At 37.3% G+C, this 16,804-nt stretch carries 16 protein-coding genes; 12 read left to right on the top strand and 4 right to left on the bottom strand.

Annotated elements, in window-relative coordinates:
• Nucleotides 1-55 precede the first annotated feature (55 nt).
• Both ABJD71_RS11585 and ABJD71_RS11580 read left to right on the top strand, forming a co-directional pair.
• Nucleotides 56-748 carry an ATP-binding protein gene (locus ABJD71_RS11585; protein ID WP_348169133.1) on the top strand — a complete coding sequence of 231 codons (693 nt, stop codon included), beginning with the start codon at nt 56-58 and terminating at the stop codon, nt 746-748.
• Between the two features lie 51 nt (nt 749-799).
• Nucleotides 800-1,567, top strand: coding sequence for a hypothetical protein (locus tag ABJD71_RS11580; protein ID WP_348169130.1), 768 nt, complete (start codon nt 800-802; stop codon nt 1,565-1,567).
• Between the two features lie 30 nt (nt 1,568-1,597).
• On the opposite strand, the gene ABJD71_RS11575 is transcribed toward ABJD71_RS11580, so the two are convergent.
• Nucleotides 1,598-2,509 carry a LysR family transcriptional regulator gene (locus tag ABJD71_RS11575; RefSeq protein ID WP_348169127.1) on the bottom strand — a complete coding sequence of 304 codons (912 nt, stop codon included), beginning with the start codon at nt 2,507-2,509 and terminating at the stop codon, nt 1,598-1,600.
• Between the two features lie 108 nt (nt 2,510-2,617).
• On the opposite strand from ABJD71_RS11575, the gene ABJD71_RS11570 reads away from it, so the two are divergent.
• The 4 genes from ABJD71_RS11570 to ABJD71_RS11555 all read left to right on the top strand — a co-directional run bounded on the left by ABJD71_RS11570 (nt 2,618) and on the right by ABJD71_RS11555 (nt 6,615).
• Nucleotides 2,618-3,331, top strand: a complete 714-nt coding sequence (locus ABJD71_RS11570; protein WP_348169125.1) for a CoA transferase subunit A — start codon at nt 2,618-2,620, stop codon at nt 3,329-3,331.
• A 9-nt stretch (nt 3,332-3,340) separates the two neighbouring features.
• Nucleotides 3,341-3,997 carry a 3-oxoacid CoA-transferase subunit B gene (locus ABJD71_RS11565; protein WP_348169122.1) on the top strand — a complete coding sequence of 219 codons (657 nt, stop codon included), beginning with the start codon at nt 3,341-3,343 and terminating at the stop codon, nt 3,995-3,997.
• Nucleotides 3,998-4,110: 113 nt separating this feature from the next.
• On the top strand, nt 4,111-5,445 hold the full coding sequence (locus tag ABJD71_RS11560; RefSeq protein WP_348169119.1) for a DEAD/DEAH box helicase: 1,335 nt from the start codon (nt 4,111-4,113) through the stop codon (nt 5,443-5,445).
• 138 nt (nt 5,446-5,583) lie between these two features.
• Entirely contained in the window at nt 5,584-6,615 is a 1,032-nt protein-coding gene (locus ABJD71_RS11555; RefSeq protein ID WP_348169116.1) for a GGDEF domain-containing protein, read from the top strand.
• Nucleotides 6,616-6,630: 15 nt separating this feature from the next.
• Here the strand turns inward: ABJD71_RS11555 and ABJD71_RS11550 are convergent, their stop codons facing one another.
• The gene (locus tag ABJD71_RS11550; RefSeq protein WP_348169113.1) at nt 6,631-7,182 is read right to left on the bottom strand and encodes an NAD(P)H nitroreductase; all 552 of its coding nucleotides are present in this window, start codon (nt 7,180-7,182) and stop codon (nt 6,631-6,633) included.
• Nucleotides 7,183-7,403: 221 nt separating this feature from the next.
• On the opposite strand from ABJD71_RS11550, the gene ABJD71_RS11545 reads away from it, so the two are divergent.
• Entirely contained in the window at nt 7,404-8,000 is a 597-nt protein-coding gene (locus tag ABJD71_RS11545; RefSeq protein WP_348169110.1) for a FlgO family outer membrane protein, read from the top strand.
• Between the two features lie 10 nt (nt 8,001-8,010).
• Nucleotides 8,011-8,775: a FlgO family outer membrane protein gene (locus ABJD71_RS11540; RefSeq protein WP_348169107.1), complete on the top strand. Its 765-nt coding sequence runs from the start codon at nt 8,011-8,013 to the stop codon at nt 8,773-8,775.
• Between the two features lie 13 nt (nt 8,776-8,788).
• Here ABJD71_RS11540 and miaE read toward each other — a convergent pair whose 3' ends face one another.
• Entirely contained in the window at nt 8,789-9,553 is a 765-nt protein-coding gene (gene miaE / locus ABJD71_RS11535) for a tRNA isopentenyl-2-thiomethyl-A-37 hydroxylase MiaE (RefSeq protein ID WP_348169104.1), read from the bottom strand.
• 559 nt (nt 9,554-10,112) lie between these two features.
• Between miaE and ABJD71_RS11530 the strand changes: the two genes are divergently transcribed.
• From ABJD71_RS11530 to ABJD71_RS11515, 4 genes are all read left to right on the top strand, one after another.
• Nucleotides 10,113-10,412 (top strand): hypothetical protein, encoded by a 300-nt coding sequence (locus ABJD71_RS11530; protein WP_348169101.1) that lies wholly within the window; start codon nt 10,113-10,115, stop codon nt 10,410-10,412.
• A gap of 22 nt (nt 10,413-10,434) precedes the next feature.
• Entirely contained in the window at nt 10,435-13,632 is a 3,198-nt protein-coding gene (locus ABJD71_RS11525; protein ID WP_348169098.1) for a response regulator, read from the top strand.
• A gap of 69 nt (nt 13,633-13,701) precedes the next feature.
• Entirely contained in the window at nt 13,702-14,415 is a 714-nt protein-coding gene (locus ABJD71_RS11520; protein ID WP_348169095.1) for a class I SAM-dependent methyltransferase, read from the top strand.
• 186 nt (nt 14,416-14,601) lie between these two features.
• Nucleotides 14,602-15,201: a Yip1 family protein gene (locus tag ABJD71_RS11515; protein WP_348169092.1), complete on the top strand. Its 600-nt coding sequence runs from the start codon at nt 14,602-14,604 to the stop codon at nt 15,199-15,201.
• 80 nt (nt 15,202-15,281) lie between these two features.
• Here ABJD71_RS11515 and purF read toward each other — a convergent pair whose 3' ends face one another.
• On the bottom strand, nt 15,282-16,799 hold the full coding sequence (gene purF / locus ABJD71_RS11510; protein WP_348169089.1) for an amidophosphoribosyltransferase: 1,518 nt from the start codon (nt 16,797-16,799) through the stop codon (nt 15,282-15,284).
• Nucleotides 16,800-16,804: the final 5 nt, after the last annotated feature.

Raw genomic sequence — 16,804 nt, 5'->3', positions numbered from 1 at the left:
AAAATTTTAAAATATGGCATATTCTGAGTACAAAGCTAAATAATGGGAAGGACAGATGCCAAATAACAATGACGTTATTGATTTTTCAACCGTACTCGGCGCTGCAGTACATGATATGAAAAATTCACTGTGCCTCTTAAGCAAAAGTATCGAAGACATTAGCCAGTCTATAAGCACCCCAGATGTAGTGACTAGCGAACATCTAGCATCAGCTCATTATGAAGCAGCTAGATTGAACACTGGGTTGGTTCAGTTATTATCGCTCTATAGAGCTAGACTGGATAATTTACCTGTAAATATTGATGAACATTATATTGAAGATATGGTTGAGGAAATTATCACATCAAATAAAAGTTATCTTAGCCACAAAAATATGAGTTTAGAAGTTATTAAATCTGCCGATTTATTATGGTATCTAGATTCAGATTTGATTTATATCTTATTAAATGATGTATTAATTAATGCCTTACGTTATGGCAAACATAAAATTCTGCTAAGTGTCTATGAAGAAGCAGAAAAGCTTATATTTAAAATAGAAGATGATGGTCCAGGCTACCCTCAAAATATGCTAGAGGCAACCTTAGTTAATGTGCAAGAATATGACATTAGTCAAGGACGTACTGGGTTAGGCTTATTTTTCGCTAGACTTATAGCGCAAGCACATACTAGGGGGAACAGGTCGGGTTCTATATCACTTACAAATGGTGGCGCACTAGGTGGCAGTGTATTTGTTTTAGCAATACCTTAATCGTTTCATTTAAATTAGTTGTTACTTTAATTTTGGAATAAAAATACTTTTATGATTTTCACAGTAATTATAGTGTTAATCGTTTCATTGGTGCTAATAGGTGTCATTGTTAACGCTATGCAACAGCATAAAAACAAAGTTGAAACTGAACGTAGAGCTGAAGTATCAAAGCAAAAAGCAATCATTGAGAATACAGAAGCTGCCCTAAAAGCAGCAGATGGTATCCCTTTTACTCAAAGGTTTTTGTTCATAATGAGACGCAGGGTTCTAATAGCAACCAAGGCGTTGCAAACTGTGAGTGATGGAACCACTATTTATACACAACAAATAACAAGCCTTGAAGAAGAGCTAAAAACCATTGATATTACGAAGCCAGCACCTCCGGAAGATAACTTTAAACTTCCCCAAGCTGATAAACAAGTTATTCAATTTATAAAGGGGATAAAAACGTTAAGGGCCTTATTAAGGGCAGAGTTTAAAAAAGGTAGACTTGAGAGCCGCGTGTTTTTAGCTGAAGATAAACTGCTTGAACGATTACAGTTGAGAGCAAATGTTGACACTTTAATTCGTCGTGGCGAGGTAGCGTTAAAAAATAATCAGTTAGGTTCAGCTCGCCAATGTCTAGAAAAAGCCATTGGAGCCCTCTCCTCTCAACCTAATCAAGATGAATACATCACTTCTCGAAAAAATCAACTTCAACAACAGTTGTCAGATATAGAAAGTAATCTTAAAAAGGTTAACAGCAAAGACGTCGCCGAGAAACAAGAGTCTGAGCGTAATGAGTTAGATGAACTTTTTGCTGAAAAGAAAAAGTGGTAACCCATCAAAGCAAGTAACGTAGCTCTCACCTTATTCAGCCAGAAACTCTGCATTAACGTTATCTGTTACCCACTCCCAAAATTCTTGAGCCACTGAAGACAACGTACTTTTTCTGAGCCTAATAATCCCAACCTGTTTATTTAAATGGTTGTTGGTAATCGGCAAACATGTCAATCCTTTACTTAACATTTCTTCACGACATAAAACAGGTATCACGGAAAGACCTAGTTCATAATTCACGAATTGTCCCAAAGTTGCTAACTGGCTAGCTTCTGCGACGATATTTAATGAAACGGTTTGAGTGTCTATATAAGCATCAATCCAACGCCGAATAGCGGAGCCCTGATTCATAGCTACATAGGGATAAGATGCCAACTGCGCCCAAGTTACACTTTTATATTGAGCCAACGGATGAGATCTAGGTAACACTACCATAAAGCAATCTTCAAATAATGGCTGGAACTCCAGACCTTCCATTTTTTCAGTCTCAAATGAAAATCCAACCTCCACACGACCTTCTTTTACATTTTGTATCACACGTTCCATTACCACATCATTTACCGCTAACTTAATATTTGGGTACAACCCAGTAAACTTATGAAGAATACTGGGTAGTAAACCAGCAGCAAAAGAAGGCATCGCTGCGATGGACAAATTGCCTTGTCCTAGCGAGAATAAATTATGAAGGTCAGAAAATGCCTGTTGCCAATCGTAAATTAAGCGTTTGGCGATAGGCAAAAATAACTTTCCCTCAGGTGTTAACTCCACCTTACGAGTGGTTCGAGAAAATAGTTCCCCACCGACTTGAGACTCCATTTTTTTTAAAGCTGATGATAAAGCTGGTTGCGATAAACAGATTTTTTCAGCTGCTTCTGCAAAAGTATGAGAGTTTGCGATACACACAAATATATTTAACTGTTTAAAAGAAACATTACTAGTCATATCCAACCCCATTAATAAATTATATTTATTAATACACACATTAATTCAATTTTACTATTAAATTTAATCTCCTAAACTGAAATAGATGACCTAAGAAAGGAGCAGAACATGGCAGGTTTTAATAAAGTTGTAGAACACTATGATGCAGCGATGGCAGGTTTGACTGACAATATGACAATTATTGCAGGAGGATTTGGCTTATGCGGTATCCCTGAAGGCCTAATTTCACAAATTCGTAAAATGGCAACAACAAACCTAACAGTGGTATCCAACAACTGTGGCGTAGATGGGTTTGGGTTAGGCTTGTTATTACAGCAAAACCAAATCAAAAAGATGATTTCCTCATACGTAGGTGAAAATGCGTTATTTGAACAGCAACTCCTTAGTGGAGAATTAGAAGTAGAGCTAACTCCTCAAGGAACATTAGCAGAAAAAATGAGAGCAGGCGGAGCAGGTATTCCTGCTTTTTATACTGCTACAGGATTCGGCACGCCAGTAGGTGAAGGAAAAGAAACCAGAAAGTTCGATGGCCGAGATTACATAATGGAGGAATCGATCACTGGCGACTTTGCAATAGTTAAGGCATGGAAGGCTGATAAATACGGTAATTGTATTTACCGACATACTGCGCAAAACTTTAACCCTATGGCTGCAACAGCAGGAAAAGTAACGGTAGTCGAGGTTGAAGAGCTTGTGGAAACAGGTGAATTAAACCCCAGTGAAATCCATACTCCTGGTATTTATGTAGATAGAGTTATTGTTGGCAAATTTGAAAAGCGAATTGAATGCAAAATAATCACTCCCACAACAGAAAATATTTAGGAGATATCGATGTCATTAAGTAGAGAACAAATTGCCATGAGAGTGGCACAAGAATTCAGTGATGGTGATTACGTCAATTTAGGGATTGGTATCCCTACACTGGCAGCAAACTATGTCAATAAAGATATTGAAGTTATGTTGCAATCAGAAAATGGTCTATTAGGAATGGGCCCCTATCCTACTGCAGAGCAAGTCGATGCGGATATGATTAACGCAGGTAAAGAAACAGTTACAGCGAGCACAGGTGCATCAATATTTAGCTCAGCTGAGAGCTTTGCCATGATCAGAGGTGGTCATGTTGACTTAACTGTTCTTGGCGCATTTGAAGTAGATATTTCTGGAAGTATCGCCTCTTGGATGATACCCGGTAAGCTTATTAAAGGAATGGGTGGAGCAATGGATTTAGTTGCTGGAGCCAGAAATATAATTGTCACCATGACCCATGCAGATAAACATGGTAACTCAAAACTATTAGACTCATGTACTTTACCGTTAACAGGCGTAAATTGTATAAATAGAATAATCACCGACCTCGCAGTCATTGAAGTCAAAGAGAAAGCATTTCATTTAAAGGAAAAAGCTCCTGGCGTTACAGTAGAAGAAATAAAATCAAAAACGGCCGGTAAATTGATTGTCGCTGAAAACATACCTGATATGGTCTTTTAATTCTGTATCTTAATCAAAAAGCCCTTAAGTCACTTAAGCAATGTAATCCTTTGATGGTATAAAATGCTGCAACTTGTATAATTGTGCCAATTTCCGTTTTAAGAGCACATGCATTGCAATTTAGTGACTTAGGTATTCATCACAATCTATTAAAAGCCCTTGAAGTTAAAGGGCTATACTCGCCAACAAAAATACAACAAAAGTCCATACCTTATGGCATGTTAGGTAGAGACCTAATTGCGTCGTCTAAAACAGGGTCAGGTAAAACTCTGGCTTTTTTACTACCTGCTGTACATAGAGTATTAACCAAGCACCCATTGAGTAAAAGAGATCCAAGAGTATTGATTTTAGCTCCTACTCGGGAGCTTGCAAAACAAGTATTTTTACAGTTGAAATGGTTAATCGCTAAACAACCTCTCAAAGCAGCATTAGTATTAGGCGGTGAAAACTTTAATGATCAAGTAAAAGCGTTAAAACACAATCCACATTTTGTAGTAGGCACGGCAGGTCGCGTAGCTGACCATTTAGCTGGAAAATCATTATTTCTAAACGGCTTAGAATTATTAATTTTAGACGAAGCAGACCGCATGTTGGATTTAGGTTTTGCTTCTCAACTTACACAGATTAATCAAATGGCAGATCACCGAAAACGACAAACTATGATGTTTTCAGCCACTTTAGATACTGCAGCCATGCATGAATTAACTCACTCATTACTTAAAGCGCCACAACGTATTAGTGTTGGATCTTCAAGTGAAGAACATAAAGATATCCAACAAGCATTTTATCTAGCAGACAACGTCACCCACAAAGAAGCTCTACTTCTTAACTTAATTAATCAACAAGAGCATAGACAAATTATTGTCTTTACTGCCACCCGAGCCGATACAGAACGTTTATCTCTGTTGCTTAATGAATTGCAATATCACGCAATTGCACTAAGTGGAGATTTAACTCAGGGTCAACGAAATAATATAATGAGTGAGTTTGGCCGTGGGCAACAACACATTTTGGTAACTACTGACATTGCATCCCGTGGCCTAGACCTACTTAATGTCTCTTTAGTGATTAATTTTGATCTACCTAAACTAGCCGACGAATATGTCCATAGAGTCGGAAGAACAGGTAGGGCAGGTAACAAAGGTCAGGCCGCATCCTTAGTCGGCCCAAAAGATTGGTATAGTTTTTTAGCGATTAAGAGCTTTTTGAACCAAAACATTGAACTAGATGTGGTTAAAGGTTTGGAAGCTAAATTTAAAGGATTAAAACCAGTTAGAAAAGTAACCTCTAAAAATAGAAATGAAAAAACCCCTAACAAAGAACAGCAAAACAAAACGCACTCAACGGCTAGCCGAGTAAATACGATGCAAGGTAAAGAGGTTGGTGACATGCCGATGAAACGTAAACCAAGACCTTCGGCACCATCAGAGCCAACCGAAGAAGAGTAAAATGACTCACATAAACCAGTCGTGTATAGTTTTATGCGGCTCTTAATTACTTTAGAAACACTTTAAAGTAGGATATCAGTAATTAAAAGGGTGTATTGTAGTAAGAGTACATAACCTAGTTTAGGAGACGATAGACAAATGAATTTTTTAGAAAATTCAGAGCAAGCAGCAGATTACTTACGCCAGGCAGTTCCTACTATGGTTAAGTATAATATCGTCCCAAACCCCTTGAATTATACACTATGGTATAGCTACTACTCCAAAGCATTCCCCTTATTAAACAAAGAGTTAGATGAAACCATACAACGTTACGGCACTTGCCCACCCTCATCAAGCCAGTCTCTATTTTTAGAGCATATTGAAAGATTAGACGGAGATAATAAAGAGCAACTAGCCTCTTTTCAAAAATCCCTGTCTAACGTGATGGGCACTTTATCTGAATCTATAGACCTAACTAGCCAACAAACAACATCGTACTCTGAAGCATTAAAAAGCAACCTGTTAGAGCTAGATGAGCAAGGTATAACTGAAACAGTTGCGCCTGTACTTGACAAGCTTAATCAGAATGCCAATGCAATATGCAATGCAAATGAAGAGTTTCAAGGGAAGTTACAAGCAGCTCAAGCTGAAATAGACTTTTTAAAACAAGAACTTGAAAATAGTAGAAAAGAAGCAAAAACCGACCCACTAACAGGTTTATATAATAGAAGAATGCTTGAGTCTATTTACAATCAATTTGTAACTGAAAACGTCAATGACGACTTGTCTTTGGTCATTATGGACATCGACAAATTTAAATTATTTAACGATACCCATGGACATTTGTTAGGGGACCAAATTCTTAAGTTTGTAGGGCAGCTTTTACAGAAAGAGTGTAAAGAAGCTATAACTCCAATACGATTTGGTGGAGAAGAGTTTGCTTTACTTTGTCCAAATTATGACCTCAAACAAGCTCAAGAGTTTGCTGAAACAGTTAGAGTTAAATTATCTTCGGTGCTTTTTCACAACAAGCGAACAGGAGAGTCTATCCCCCCTGTTACCGCTTCATTTGGTGTAGCAACAAAACAAAAAGCAGATTTACTCACGCAAGTTATAGACAGAGCAGATAAAGCACTTTACGCCGCCAAAAACGCTGGTAGAAACCAAGTAAAGGCTTCTTTTGACGTATAGGCTACCAGTAAATGACTAATTCCAGCCCTTAAAAAAGTCATTGCTATCCAAGTTAACTTTTTGCGATGGTTGAGATACTGATGTACCTAAATATAAAAAGCCTACAATTTCATCTTTTTCACTCAAACCGAACGCATCTTTCACACATTCGTCCTGAGCGTAACTGCCCGTTCGCCAAACTCCAGCAAAGCCTTGAGTAATAGCTGCTAAATGCATAGCATGAACCGCACAAGATGCCGATGCAACTTGCTCTACCCAAGGAACCTTTGCGTGCTCGGCGTATTTGGCAATAGCCACGATGACCATAGGTGCCCGTAGAGGTAACTGTGTCGCTCTGATAATGTCAGCTTCTGATTTACTAGATGCTATTGCAGCTTTCTTATAAACCTCACCTAAGCGCAGTAACCCTTCACCCTCACATACGATAAACTGCCAAGGCTTTAAAGCAGCATGATCGGGTGCTTTTAAAGCTGCTTGCTTAATATTCTCTAACACCTCACCTGAAGGTGCTGGCGCCCGCAATCTCGGTTGTGACCGTCTATTTAGTAATAACTCTAGCGCTTTCATTTAAGTCCATGATTCTCAATAAATATGCAGATATTGTATTATCTCGTTACGATAAGAGATAGAGCTTCGATGATTTTATTAATGGACAAGTGAATACATAGCATAATAAATATTCTTAATATTACTCCACTGTTGTTAACTGGGGTTGCAACTAATCGTTAATGCCTTGGCTCAGTTATTGCTTTTACTGAAATAGAATGTACTGCGAAAATGTGAATCAAATGCAAAACCTATATTTAATGGTTGTGATTTGTGCATCACTCTTAGGGTGTAGCGCAACCAATGAAAACGAAAATCGAGACAAAGATGAAGACCTTGCCAAGCTATATCAGTCTAATACCCTTCATGGACACGTCGAAAAGCTTGTCAGGCAGCTACTTAGTACTTCACAACCTTTTGACTCATCTGCCAATATTGCAGTGGGCACTATTTTACCAGCTAAGCACAATAGCGGCCAACAATTGCCAGCTCACGCTAGTCTTGGCTTACAAATCCAAGAAAGCGTTATGACATTTGTTACACAAGCAGGGTTAAGTGTTGTCGAATACAAAACTATGCCGTCTATCAACATCAATAACCAAGCTGACGAAATGTTGAGCAGAAATATTAAAGAGCTAGCTGACAGTATATCCGTAGACTATTTTTTAACAGGTACCTACACTCTGCAAGAAAGCAGTACATTAGTTAATATTCGACTAATTAAAATACCAGAAAATACCGTTTTAGCCGCTGCAACAGATTATGTTCCAAATGACGCTATGTGGAGCGCAACCAAAGTCACGATTAAAAATAATCAAATATATCGAAATGGTTATTAGGAAGCACGTTATGAAATACTCTCTCTTAATTTTATTAATCAGTTTTACTAGTAGTTGTTCTAACTTCAATTTTGGTGAAGACATTGATCACAATGCTTATACAACTGAAATGGGACAAGATGTGCCAAGTACTGTGCCATTGCAATCCAGCTTACAATTTCAAAAACATTTTAAGAATAAGCTTATAAACGACAAAACCGAGAGTTCAATAGAACCTAAGTTAAAGGCCGAACACCCACAAGTATCGGACTTAGCTCCATCTCAACACAACATTAACCACTATATTAAGAATCTAACAAACCAATTAATGTCTAACCTTAAAAAGGTTAACACCAATACCCCTGTCGCCGTTGTTAGCTTTGTGATGTTAGATAGCGACTACAATCAATCAAGCTTACTTGGAAACCAAATCTCAGAAAGCTTAATACATGAAATCCATACCCACGGCATTCCTGTGATTGATTTTAAAACCACAGGTTATGTTCGAGTGACTGAAAAGGGAGACTTTGCTTTTAGTAAAGATTACGAAGATTTTGATAGCAAGCTTCCTGCAGACTTTGTTGTGGGAGGCACACTGCTAAAACACAAAGATGGCTATTTAATTAACGCGAGAATAGTTGATTTCATTTCAAAATCTGTCATGGCAACAGCGCAAAATTTTATCCCGAATGAAATAGCTGATTCGTTACTAGTCAATTCTTATAAACCTAAAGTAGAGCCAGAAATGCCTCGACAAACGCCAAAGGGCAACAAAGTTTCATTAACTAGTAACTAACTTTACAAGCCATTTAACCCTCATTTGGCGGTGGCCCACTGTGAAATCTAAATTCCCCATCGTCTAATTGAATCAAAGATTTTTCTTTTTCACCAAAATACTCAATCCTATCAGTTAGGTCTTGGGCTGCGATGGTTTCGGCTAAAGATAAATAGTCTTTAAAATGTCTAGCTTCAGAGCGTAATAATGAAACGTAAAATTTATTTAACTCATCATCTAAATAAGGGGCTAACTTAGCAAACCGCTCACAAGAGCGAGCTTCTATGTATGCTCCGCAAATTAAGGTGTCAGTTAACTTTACAGGATCATGGGTACGGACATACTTCATCAAACCACGAGCATAACGAGCTGCTGTCAGGTTTTCATATTCGACTCCCCTACTTTGCATAATTTCTAAAACTTGTTGAAAATGGTGCAGTTCTTCTTTTATAAGTAACACCATCCTACTAATTAACTCATCACCATGCTCAAAATTAGATTTGCTTATCAATTTTTTTGATAAGTTAACATGCTGACTAAAATTACCCACACCTATTTTACGGTAAACAAAGTCTTCAAAAGGTTTGAGCCAAGCTAATAATGCTTCACCACTTTCTTTATCTACTGCATATCGTCTTAACAGTAACATAGCTGTTTGCGCCGCCTTCAACTCACAGTTGGCATGATCAACTAATAAAACCGACAAATTCTCTGGCCTAATGGCTTCATCGATCCAAGCTTGAGGTGTTCTACATTGTAAAAAGGCGTTTATTGGATCTAATAACTCAAGGTTACTCAATTAAATTCTCACTTAAAAACCATCGGTTAATAACAATAAGCTTAATACGCTCTTTGCTATTTCAAATAGCCACTAATTATTTTGGTATTTGTTACGCTATGATTAGCACTTTACCAGATTTTGTTTAAAAACTAATTCTAAAGTAGCGACTCGAATACTGTCGGTGCCATAAATTAGTTAAATTATCCGTTTACTGCATAATTTTCACATACATACAAGGCAACTAAACTCACCAACATATTATTTTACCAAAGAAGTCACCTACAGCATCAATTTTAGAATGATGCAACCTATCAACTCGTTTAGATTTGCTGTACTTAAAGTAAAGTTTTTTGAAGTCAATGGTTTCCGGTAACAGTTCACAACCAATGTATGCGCCAGAGGTATATTTGTTCCCTTTCCCGCAACTTACAATTCAATCGATACCTATATTAACAAGCCACTGAAAATGAAGGCCTTTAGGTTAAGTTTATTTGACTACAATGTATTGCATTCACACTACTTAATTGATTATATAGGTAAATTAAGAACTCAAATCAGATCATAAGGGCAACGGTAGATGCTTGGCAACACTGAGAGTAAAGGTTCGTTGACGGTTGTGGGTACTGGAATTAGTGTATCTGGACAAATGACACTAGTCACAGAGAGTGTCCTCAAAAATGCTGATGTGGTTTTGGCGGTTGTTACTCAATCTGCTTTTGTGAACTTAAAAAATATTAATAGCAACACCATCTCATTACGAAATTTGTATGACGTAAATACTTCTCGTTTAGCAACTTATCAGAAAATGAAACGGCGTATTATCGATGAAGTAGAAGCGGAAGGAGCCGATCTGATTACTATTTCCCACTCAAACTAACATAAACGTAGGCATTAAGCTTATGAGTAAAATGAACAACAGGCTTAAATTTTGTATTTTAGGGTTGATATTAGCCAGCATGTCAGCTTTTGCTAATGATGCAAAAATTAAAGATTTGTTAGATAAAGCTGAAACCAACCTGCTCATTAATACTGATTTAGCAGCGAAGTTAGTCGCCCATGCAGAAGTGTTAACAGAAAAAGTCGATGAATCCACTCAAAATGAACGACTTTTAAACCTTCAGGCACATCTAGCTCTGTTAAACCACAAACTGAATGATGCCTATGCAAAAGCCAAAGCAGCTGAACAACTTTCTTTAAAAACGGATAATAAATTGCAGCTCGCTGAAGCAATTCGTAAACAAGGTATTATCGATTTCTTACTAGGCTCTGACGCAGATGCTTTAGAGCTTCTGACTAAAAGCTTAACGTTACATCAAGAGCTTAATAGTAAATATGTGCTCAATAACTTGCAATCCATTGGCTTGGTCTACGAAAGAAATAAGAATTGGTCTACAAGCCTCATTGAGTTGGGAGAACTGTTAGTTGAAAAAGCACTCATTAGGCAAAACTTTTTTCTTGAAGAGCAAGGTTATAGTTTTATTATATCTGGGTTAATTAATCAGGGGAGCTATGAAACAGCTAGTTTACGAGCCGCACAAACATTGAAAATCCTTAATACTCCAGAACCTGAGCGCATAACAATCTATTACTATGCAGCACTTGCTGAATTAAAACTAAAAAGATACTCAACTGCACTAACATTTATAGACAAACAAATTGATTTATATACAAATATATCTACTCCTCTGCGAGAGTTGTCTTCAAAACTCTTAAAAGGCGAAATACTCATGGCGGACAATCAAAGCAAAAAAGCATTGCTCTTTTTGCAAGAAGCGCTTATCGACGCAAAGGAGTTGAACTACCTTGATTATCAAATAAAAGCTCTAAGAGACTTAGCTAATTATTATGAAACAATATCTGAACCTAACCTTGCTCTTACATACTTTAAACAATATGAAGCACTAAAAGAAAAAGATTTTACAAAAAAACAAACAAAACAATTGGCCTTTAGTCGAGCACGATTAGAGTTAGTACAAAAAACGCAAGAAATTACAAAGTTAGAATTGTCTAAAAAGCTAAATGAACAACAAAATATCTATCAGTTGTATTTTATAATCTTAATTAGCGCAATTACAACGTTACTGTTTATTATGTATTGGCGCTCAAATAAACAAAAACATGTTCTGACAAAATATTCAGCTAGCCTGAAGCTGGCTTCAGAAGCAAAATCGGAGTTTCTAGCGCGAATGAGTCATGAAATCCGCACCCCTATCAATGCCATTATAGGTTTAACTAAATTAAACAAAAAACCATCTCTCAGTCAGCCTCAGCAGTATACCAACCTATTACAAATAGAAGAGTCTTCTAACACCCTACTAGCAGTAATAAACGATATTTTAGACTTTTCAAAAATTGAAGCTGGTTTTTTACATATTGACAATATTGAATTTGAGTTAGACAAGGCTATGAATCAGTCCATGCGTCTAATCACTCTTAAAGCTCAAGAGAAAGACCTTGAACTAATAGAATACATTGCCAAAGATGTGCCTGTATTATTAAATGGTGATGCTTTGCGAATTCAACAGGTACTAAATAATTTACTCAGTAACGCAGTCAAATTTACTCGTTATGGCGTAGTATCTGTGTCTGTAAACAAAAAGTATTCTGAATCTGGTGTTTTACTTGAATTTGCAGTGAAAGATACTGGCATTGGCATCAAATCGTCTCATCTCGACTCATTATTTAACCCATTTACACAAGCTGATGAATCCACAACTCGACGCTTCGGCGGAACGGGACTAGGCTTAACAATAAGTAAACAATTAGTGGAATTAATGGGAGGGACGATCTGGGCAGAAAGCTTACTAGGACAAGGTTCCACGTTTTATTTTACGATACAATTAACTGAAGCAAGTCATCGAGTACAAACAAAAACGCTATCCGAAGAAAATCTTTCCTCTATGAAAGTCCTACTAGTCGATGATGTTGAGCTTTCATTGCAGGCAGCCTCCAACGCCTTATTAAGATTTAATATTACCCCTGACCTTGCCGAAAATGGAACTGAGGCACTAAGCAAAATTAGTATAGCCAATGAAGAGAAGTCTCCCTACCAATTAGTAATTTTAGATTGGAAAATGCCAGGTATAGATGGTGTTGAAGTAGCTTCCATTATTAACCAATCTTTTTCACCCCGCCCCAAAATAATAATGCTTTCAGCTTACGATATGGATACCTTGCAAGAATTAGGTAAACCTCTCGGGCTTGACGCTTATTTACAAAAACCAATTAATAGCAATAGTTTATTAAATGCGATTCTTAGTTCAACCAATAAGAACTTGAAAACCCCTCATACAAAAACAACAAGAATTCCCAAAATTCCAGATTTATGTGGTATTGAGGTTTTGTTGGTTGAGGATAATGAATTAAACCGTAAGGTTGCTAAAGGCTTTTTAGCAGACACAAATGCCAGCATAGCAGTCGCTGAAAATGGCCAAATTGCCATTCAAATGCTCAAAGAGGCCCCCTTACGTTATAATTTGATATTAATGGACATCCAGATGCCTGTTATGGATGGGTTAACAGCCACCTACAAAATACGTAATGAGTTAGGCTTGAGCATACCTATTATCGCCATGACAGCACATGCCATGATAGGTGATGTTGATAAAAGCTTAGATGCGGGTATGAATGCCCATATTCCGAAGCCAATTGATCCTGAGTATCTTTTTAAAGTTTTACATAAAATATTGTCTGATGAGAATAAACTCATTAACTTTGCGCCAGTTAACGATAGCGAAACAAGCTTCACGGCTCCTCACCTAACGCAAGTTAATTACGCCATGGCTATACAACAATTTAAACTAGATGAGCAAGGCTATTGGGAATTAGTCCGTGACTTCATTAAATTAGAAAACCACCTACAACAACTGACAGAAGCGATCAAACATAATGACATTGATAAAATCAATAAAATCATACACTTATACAGCCCTTCCCTTGCTTACATCGGTGCAACACAGCTTGTAGATCTTGCCAATCAAATCTTAGGTATATTGCGTGAGAACGAGTTAAAATTAACAAAGAGTACTATAAGTTTAGTTATGGAGTTCCATAAAGCCACCCTTGAAGTTACCAAAATATTAAAACTTAGAACCTAATAACTAAAAGGCTTTACCTCTTTCAACTCCAAAAGCTAAATCTCGCCATATATGCCTTAGGATTTAATAATGACCAAAATTGATAAAAAAAACGCATGGGTTAAAGAAACCAAATTTGGAGACTGGTTTCTCAACACTGATACCTGGTTAATTCATGTTTTACAAAGAGCTCTTAATGATTTAGAAACACTCATTCCTGCAGACCAACCAAAAGAGTTTGACACTATTTTAGATATCGGTTCTGGGTTTGGGCATTCGCTTGTTGAGTTAGATGAGCGTTTCACTCCGAATACCATTATCAGTTTAGACGTAGATCCAGATGTGATTAACAAAGCAGATGAAAATGCTAGAAAATGTAAATCTAATATTCAATTTTTAATCAACAATGCAGCACAAATTGAGCTAGAAGATAGCTCAGTAGATATGGTGTTTTGTCATCAAACTTTTCATCATATAGTTGATCAAGAGTCTGCCATTACAGAAATCTACCGAGTACTTAAGCCAGGAGGCTGTTTACTGTTTGCAGAGTCTTGTCGTAGATATATTCATTCAATGGTTATAAGAGTGCTATTTCGACATCCAATGCATGTGCAAAAGACAGACTTAGAATATTTAAGCCTGCTTGAAAAAACGGGGTTCTCTGTAAAAGAAGAATTAATATCTAGACCTTTTCTATGGTGGTCTCGGGCAGACCTAGGGCTTTGGGAAACATTAACAGGTAGAACAGAAGACCCTACTTCTCGCGAAGAAACTCTAATAAATGCAGTTTTATATAAGCACTAACTATCAAAGTTTCTATTGCTGATCTTAATATCTAAGTCATACGATTACCCCTCGTTCAATAAACATGCAAACAAATCAATAAAAAAGAGTTGACGGTTAAAGTTTAGTCAAACACAATAAATGTTAATTAAATGTGTTTTTTATGTTTAATATATCGACACTCGATAACTTAAAAGAGGTAATGGTATGATTTTAAATCACCTGTGGGGTCTATATACCCACCCGAATGAAGAATGGCAATCAATTGACGATCGCCATGAGAGTTATTTTTACAGTTTTAGTCACATTGCAATTATTTCACTGATACCAGCTATAATGAGTTATTACTCCTCTGCCCATTTAGGCTGGAGTATAGGCGTCGGTGACATTATTAAACTTACTCAAAAAAGCGCTGCACTTATGAGTATTGGGATGTACTTTGGCCTGATGATTGGAGTGTTAGCATTAGCAATTTTGATCCATGAACTAGCTAAAGCGTTTGATGCAACACCATCCTATACTCAATCTTTAGAACTGGCGGCTTATACAGCAACGCCATTATTTATGGTTGGCTTCGCTGCTTTTTATCCAGTACTTTGGTTTGTAATGGTTATTGGATTGGTAGGTTTGGCTTATTCCATTTATTTACTCTATACGGGTACCCCTATACTAATGCACATACCAGAAGGGAAAGGATTTATATACGCTAGTTCTGTTGTTACGTGTGGTCTAGTATTGTTGGCAATATTAATGGCTACGTCTGTAATTTTATGGAGTATGGGTATGGGGCCAGTTTACTCTGGGTAATAAAACTATATCTTAATGACGGTAAAAATGAAAAAGCCACTTCTTTGGGAAGTGGCTTTATATAAAAATAATTGAAAAAACTAATCTTGACTCATATTGTGCATTTCTAAGTTACTCAATTCGGTCTGGATACCTTTATTTTTAGCGCCTTCATTTCTCATGTCATCTATACGTTGTAAATAATGGTGATCAACATCTCCAGTAATATAGTTACCATCAAATACAGATGTTTCAAAACGTTTAATATTTGGGTTTAATTCATTAACTGCCTCAACCAAATCACTAATATCTTGAAAGATTAGACCATCAGCTCTAATCAACTCGCTAATCTGATGTATTTCACGGCCATAGGAAATTAACTCATTGACAGAAGGCATATCTATACCGTAAACATTTGGAAAACGGATTTCTGGGGCAGCAGATGCAAAGTAAACTTTCTTAGCTCCAGACTCTCTGGCCATTTCTATAATCTGTTCTGATGTTGTCCCACGAACAATAGAGTCATCAACTAGCAAAACACTTTTATCTTTAAACTCTGAAGGAATGGCATTCAGTTTACGACGTACAGACTTACGTCGCATGGTTTGCCCTGGCATGATAAAGGTTCGGCCTATGTAGCGATTCTTAACAAAGCCTTGTCGATAAGGCTTTTCCAGCTCAATTGCTATCTGCAAAGCAACATCTGTCGATGTCTCTGGAATAGGTATAACTACATCAATTTCTTTATCTACCCACTCTCTTGCAATTTTTTGCCCTAACTTACGTCCCATATTGACCCGAGACGCATAAACTGAAATGCCATCTATAAAAGAGTCAGGTCTAGCAAAATAAACGAACTCAAAGATACAAGGAGCATTGATTGGGTTCACTGCACATTGCTGAGTGTGTAATTCTCCAGCTTCTGTTACATAAATGGCTTCACCAGGCTCAACATCGCGAATAAAGGTAAATCCAACGGCGTCTAACGCTACACTTTCAGATGCCACCATATACTCATCACCAAACTCAGTTTTACGTTTTCCGAGTGCCAATGGACGTATACCAAAGGGATCTCTAAATGCCAGCATTCCATTGCCAATTATGGCTGCTACAACGGCATATGCGCCTCTTATTTTTTTATGTACCGCTGACACCGCTTTAAAAACTTCTTCAGGCGTTAAATGTAAACCAGTACAATTTTGTAGTTCGTGGGCAATGATATTTAATAATAACTCAGAGTCAGATGTTGTATTGATATGTCTCCTAGCAATTTGAGCCACTTCATCTTTCAGTTCATGTGCATTAGTTAAATTACCATTATGGGCAAAAGCTATGCCGAAAGGTGAATTAACATAGAATGGTTGAGCTTCAGCAGAGCTTGAGCTACCAGCGGTTGGATAGCGTGCATGACCAATTCCAAATTGCCCTGTAAGCCTTTTCATATGGCGGGTATGAAAGACATCTCTAACTAGTCCGTTATCTTTACGTAAATGGAATACACCATCATCTACGGTTACTATTCCAGCGGCGTCTTGCCCTCTATGCTGAAGTACAGTTAATCCATCATACAAGGCCTGATTAACAGGGCTTTTACCCACGATCCCGACAATACCACACATGCAAT

The sequence above is a fragment of the Paraglaciecola sp. genome (genome assembly GCF_039943935.1).
In the GTDB taxonomy this organism is placed as follows: domain Bacteria; phylum Pseudomonadota; class Gammaproteobacteria; order Enterobacterales; family Alteromonadaceae; genus Paraglaciecola.
Note: the sequence above shows the minus strand (reverse complement) of the source record. Positions and strands in the feature narration are given on the sequence as shown.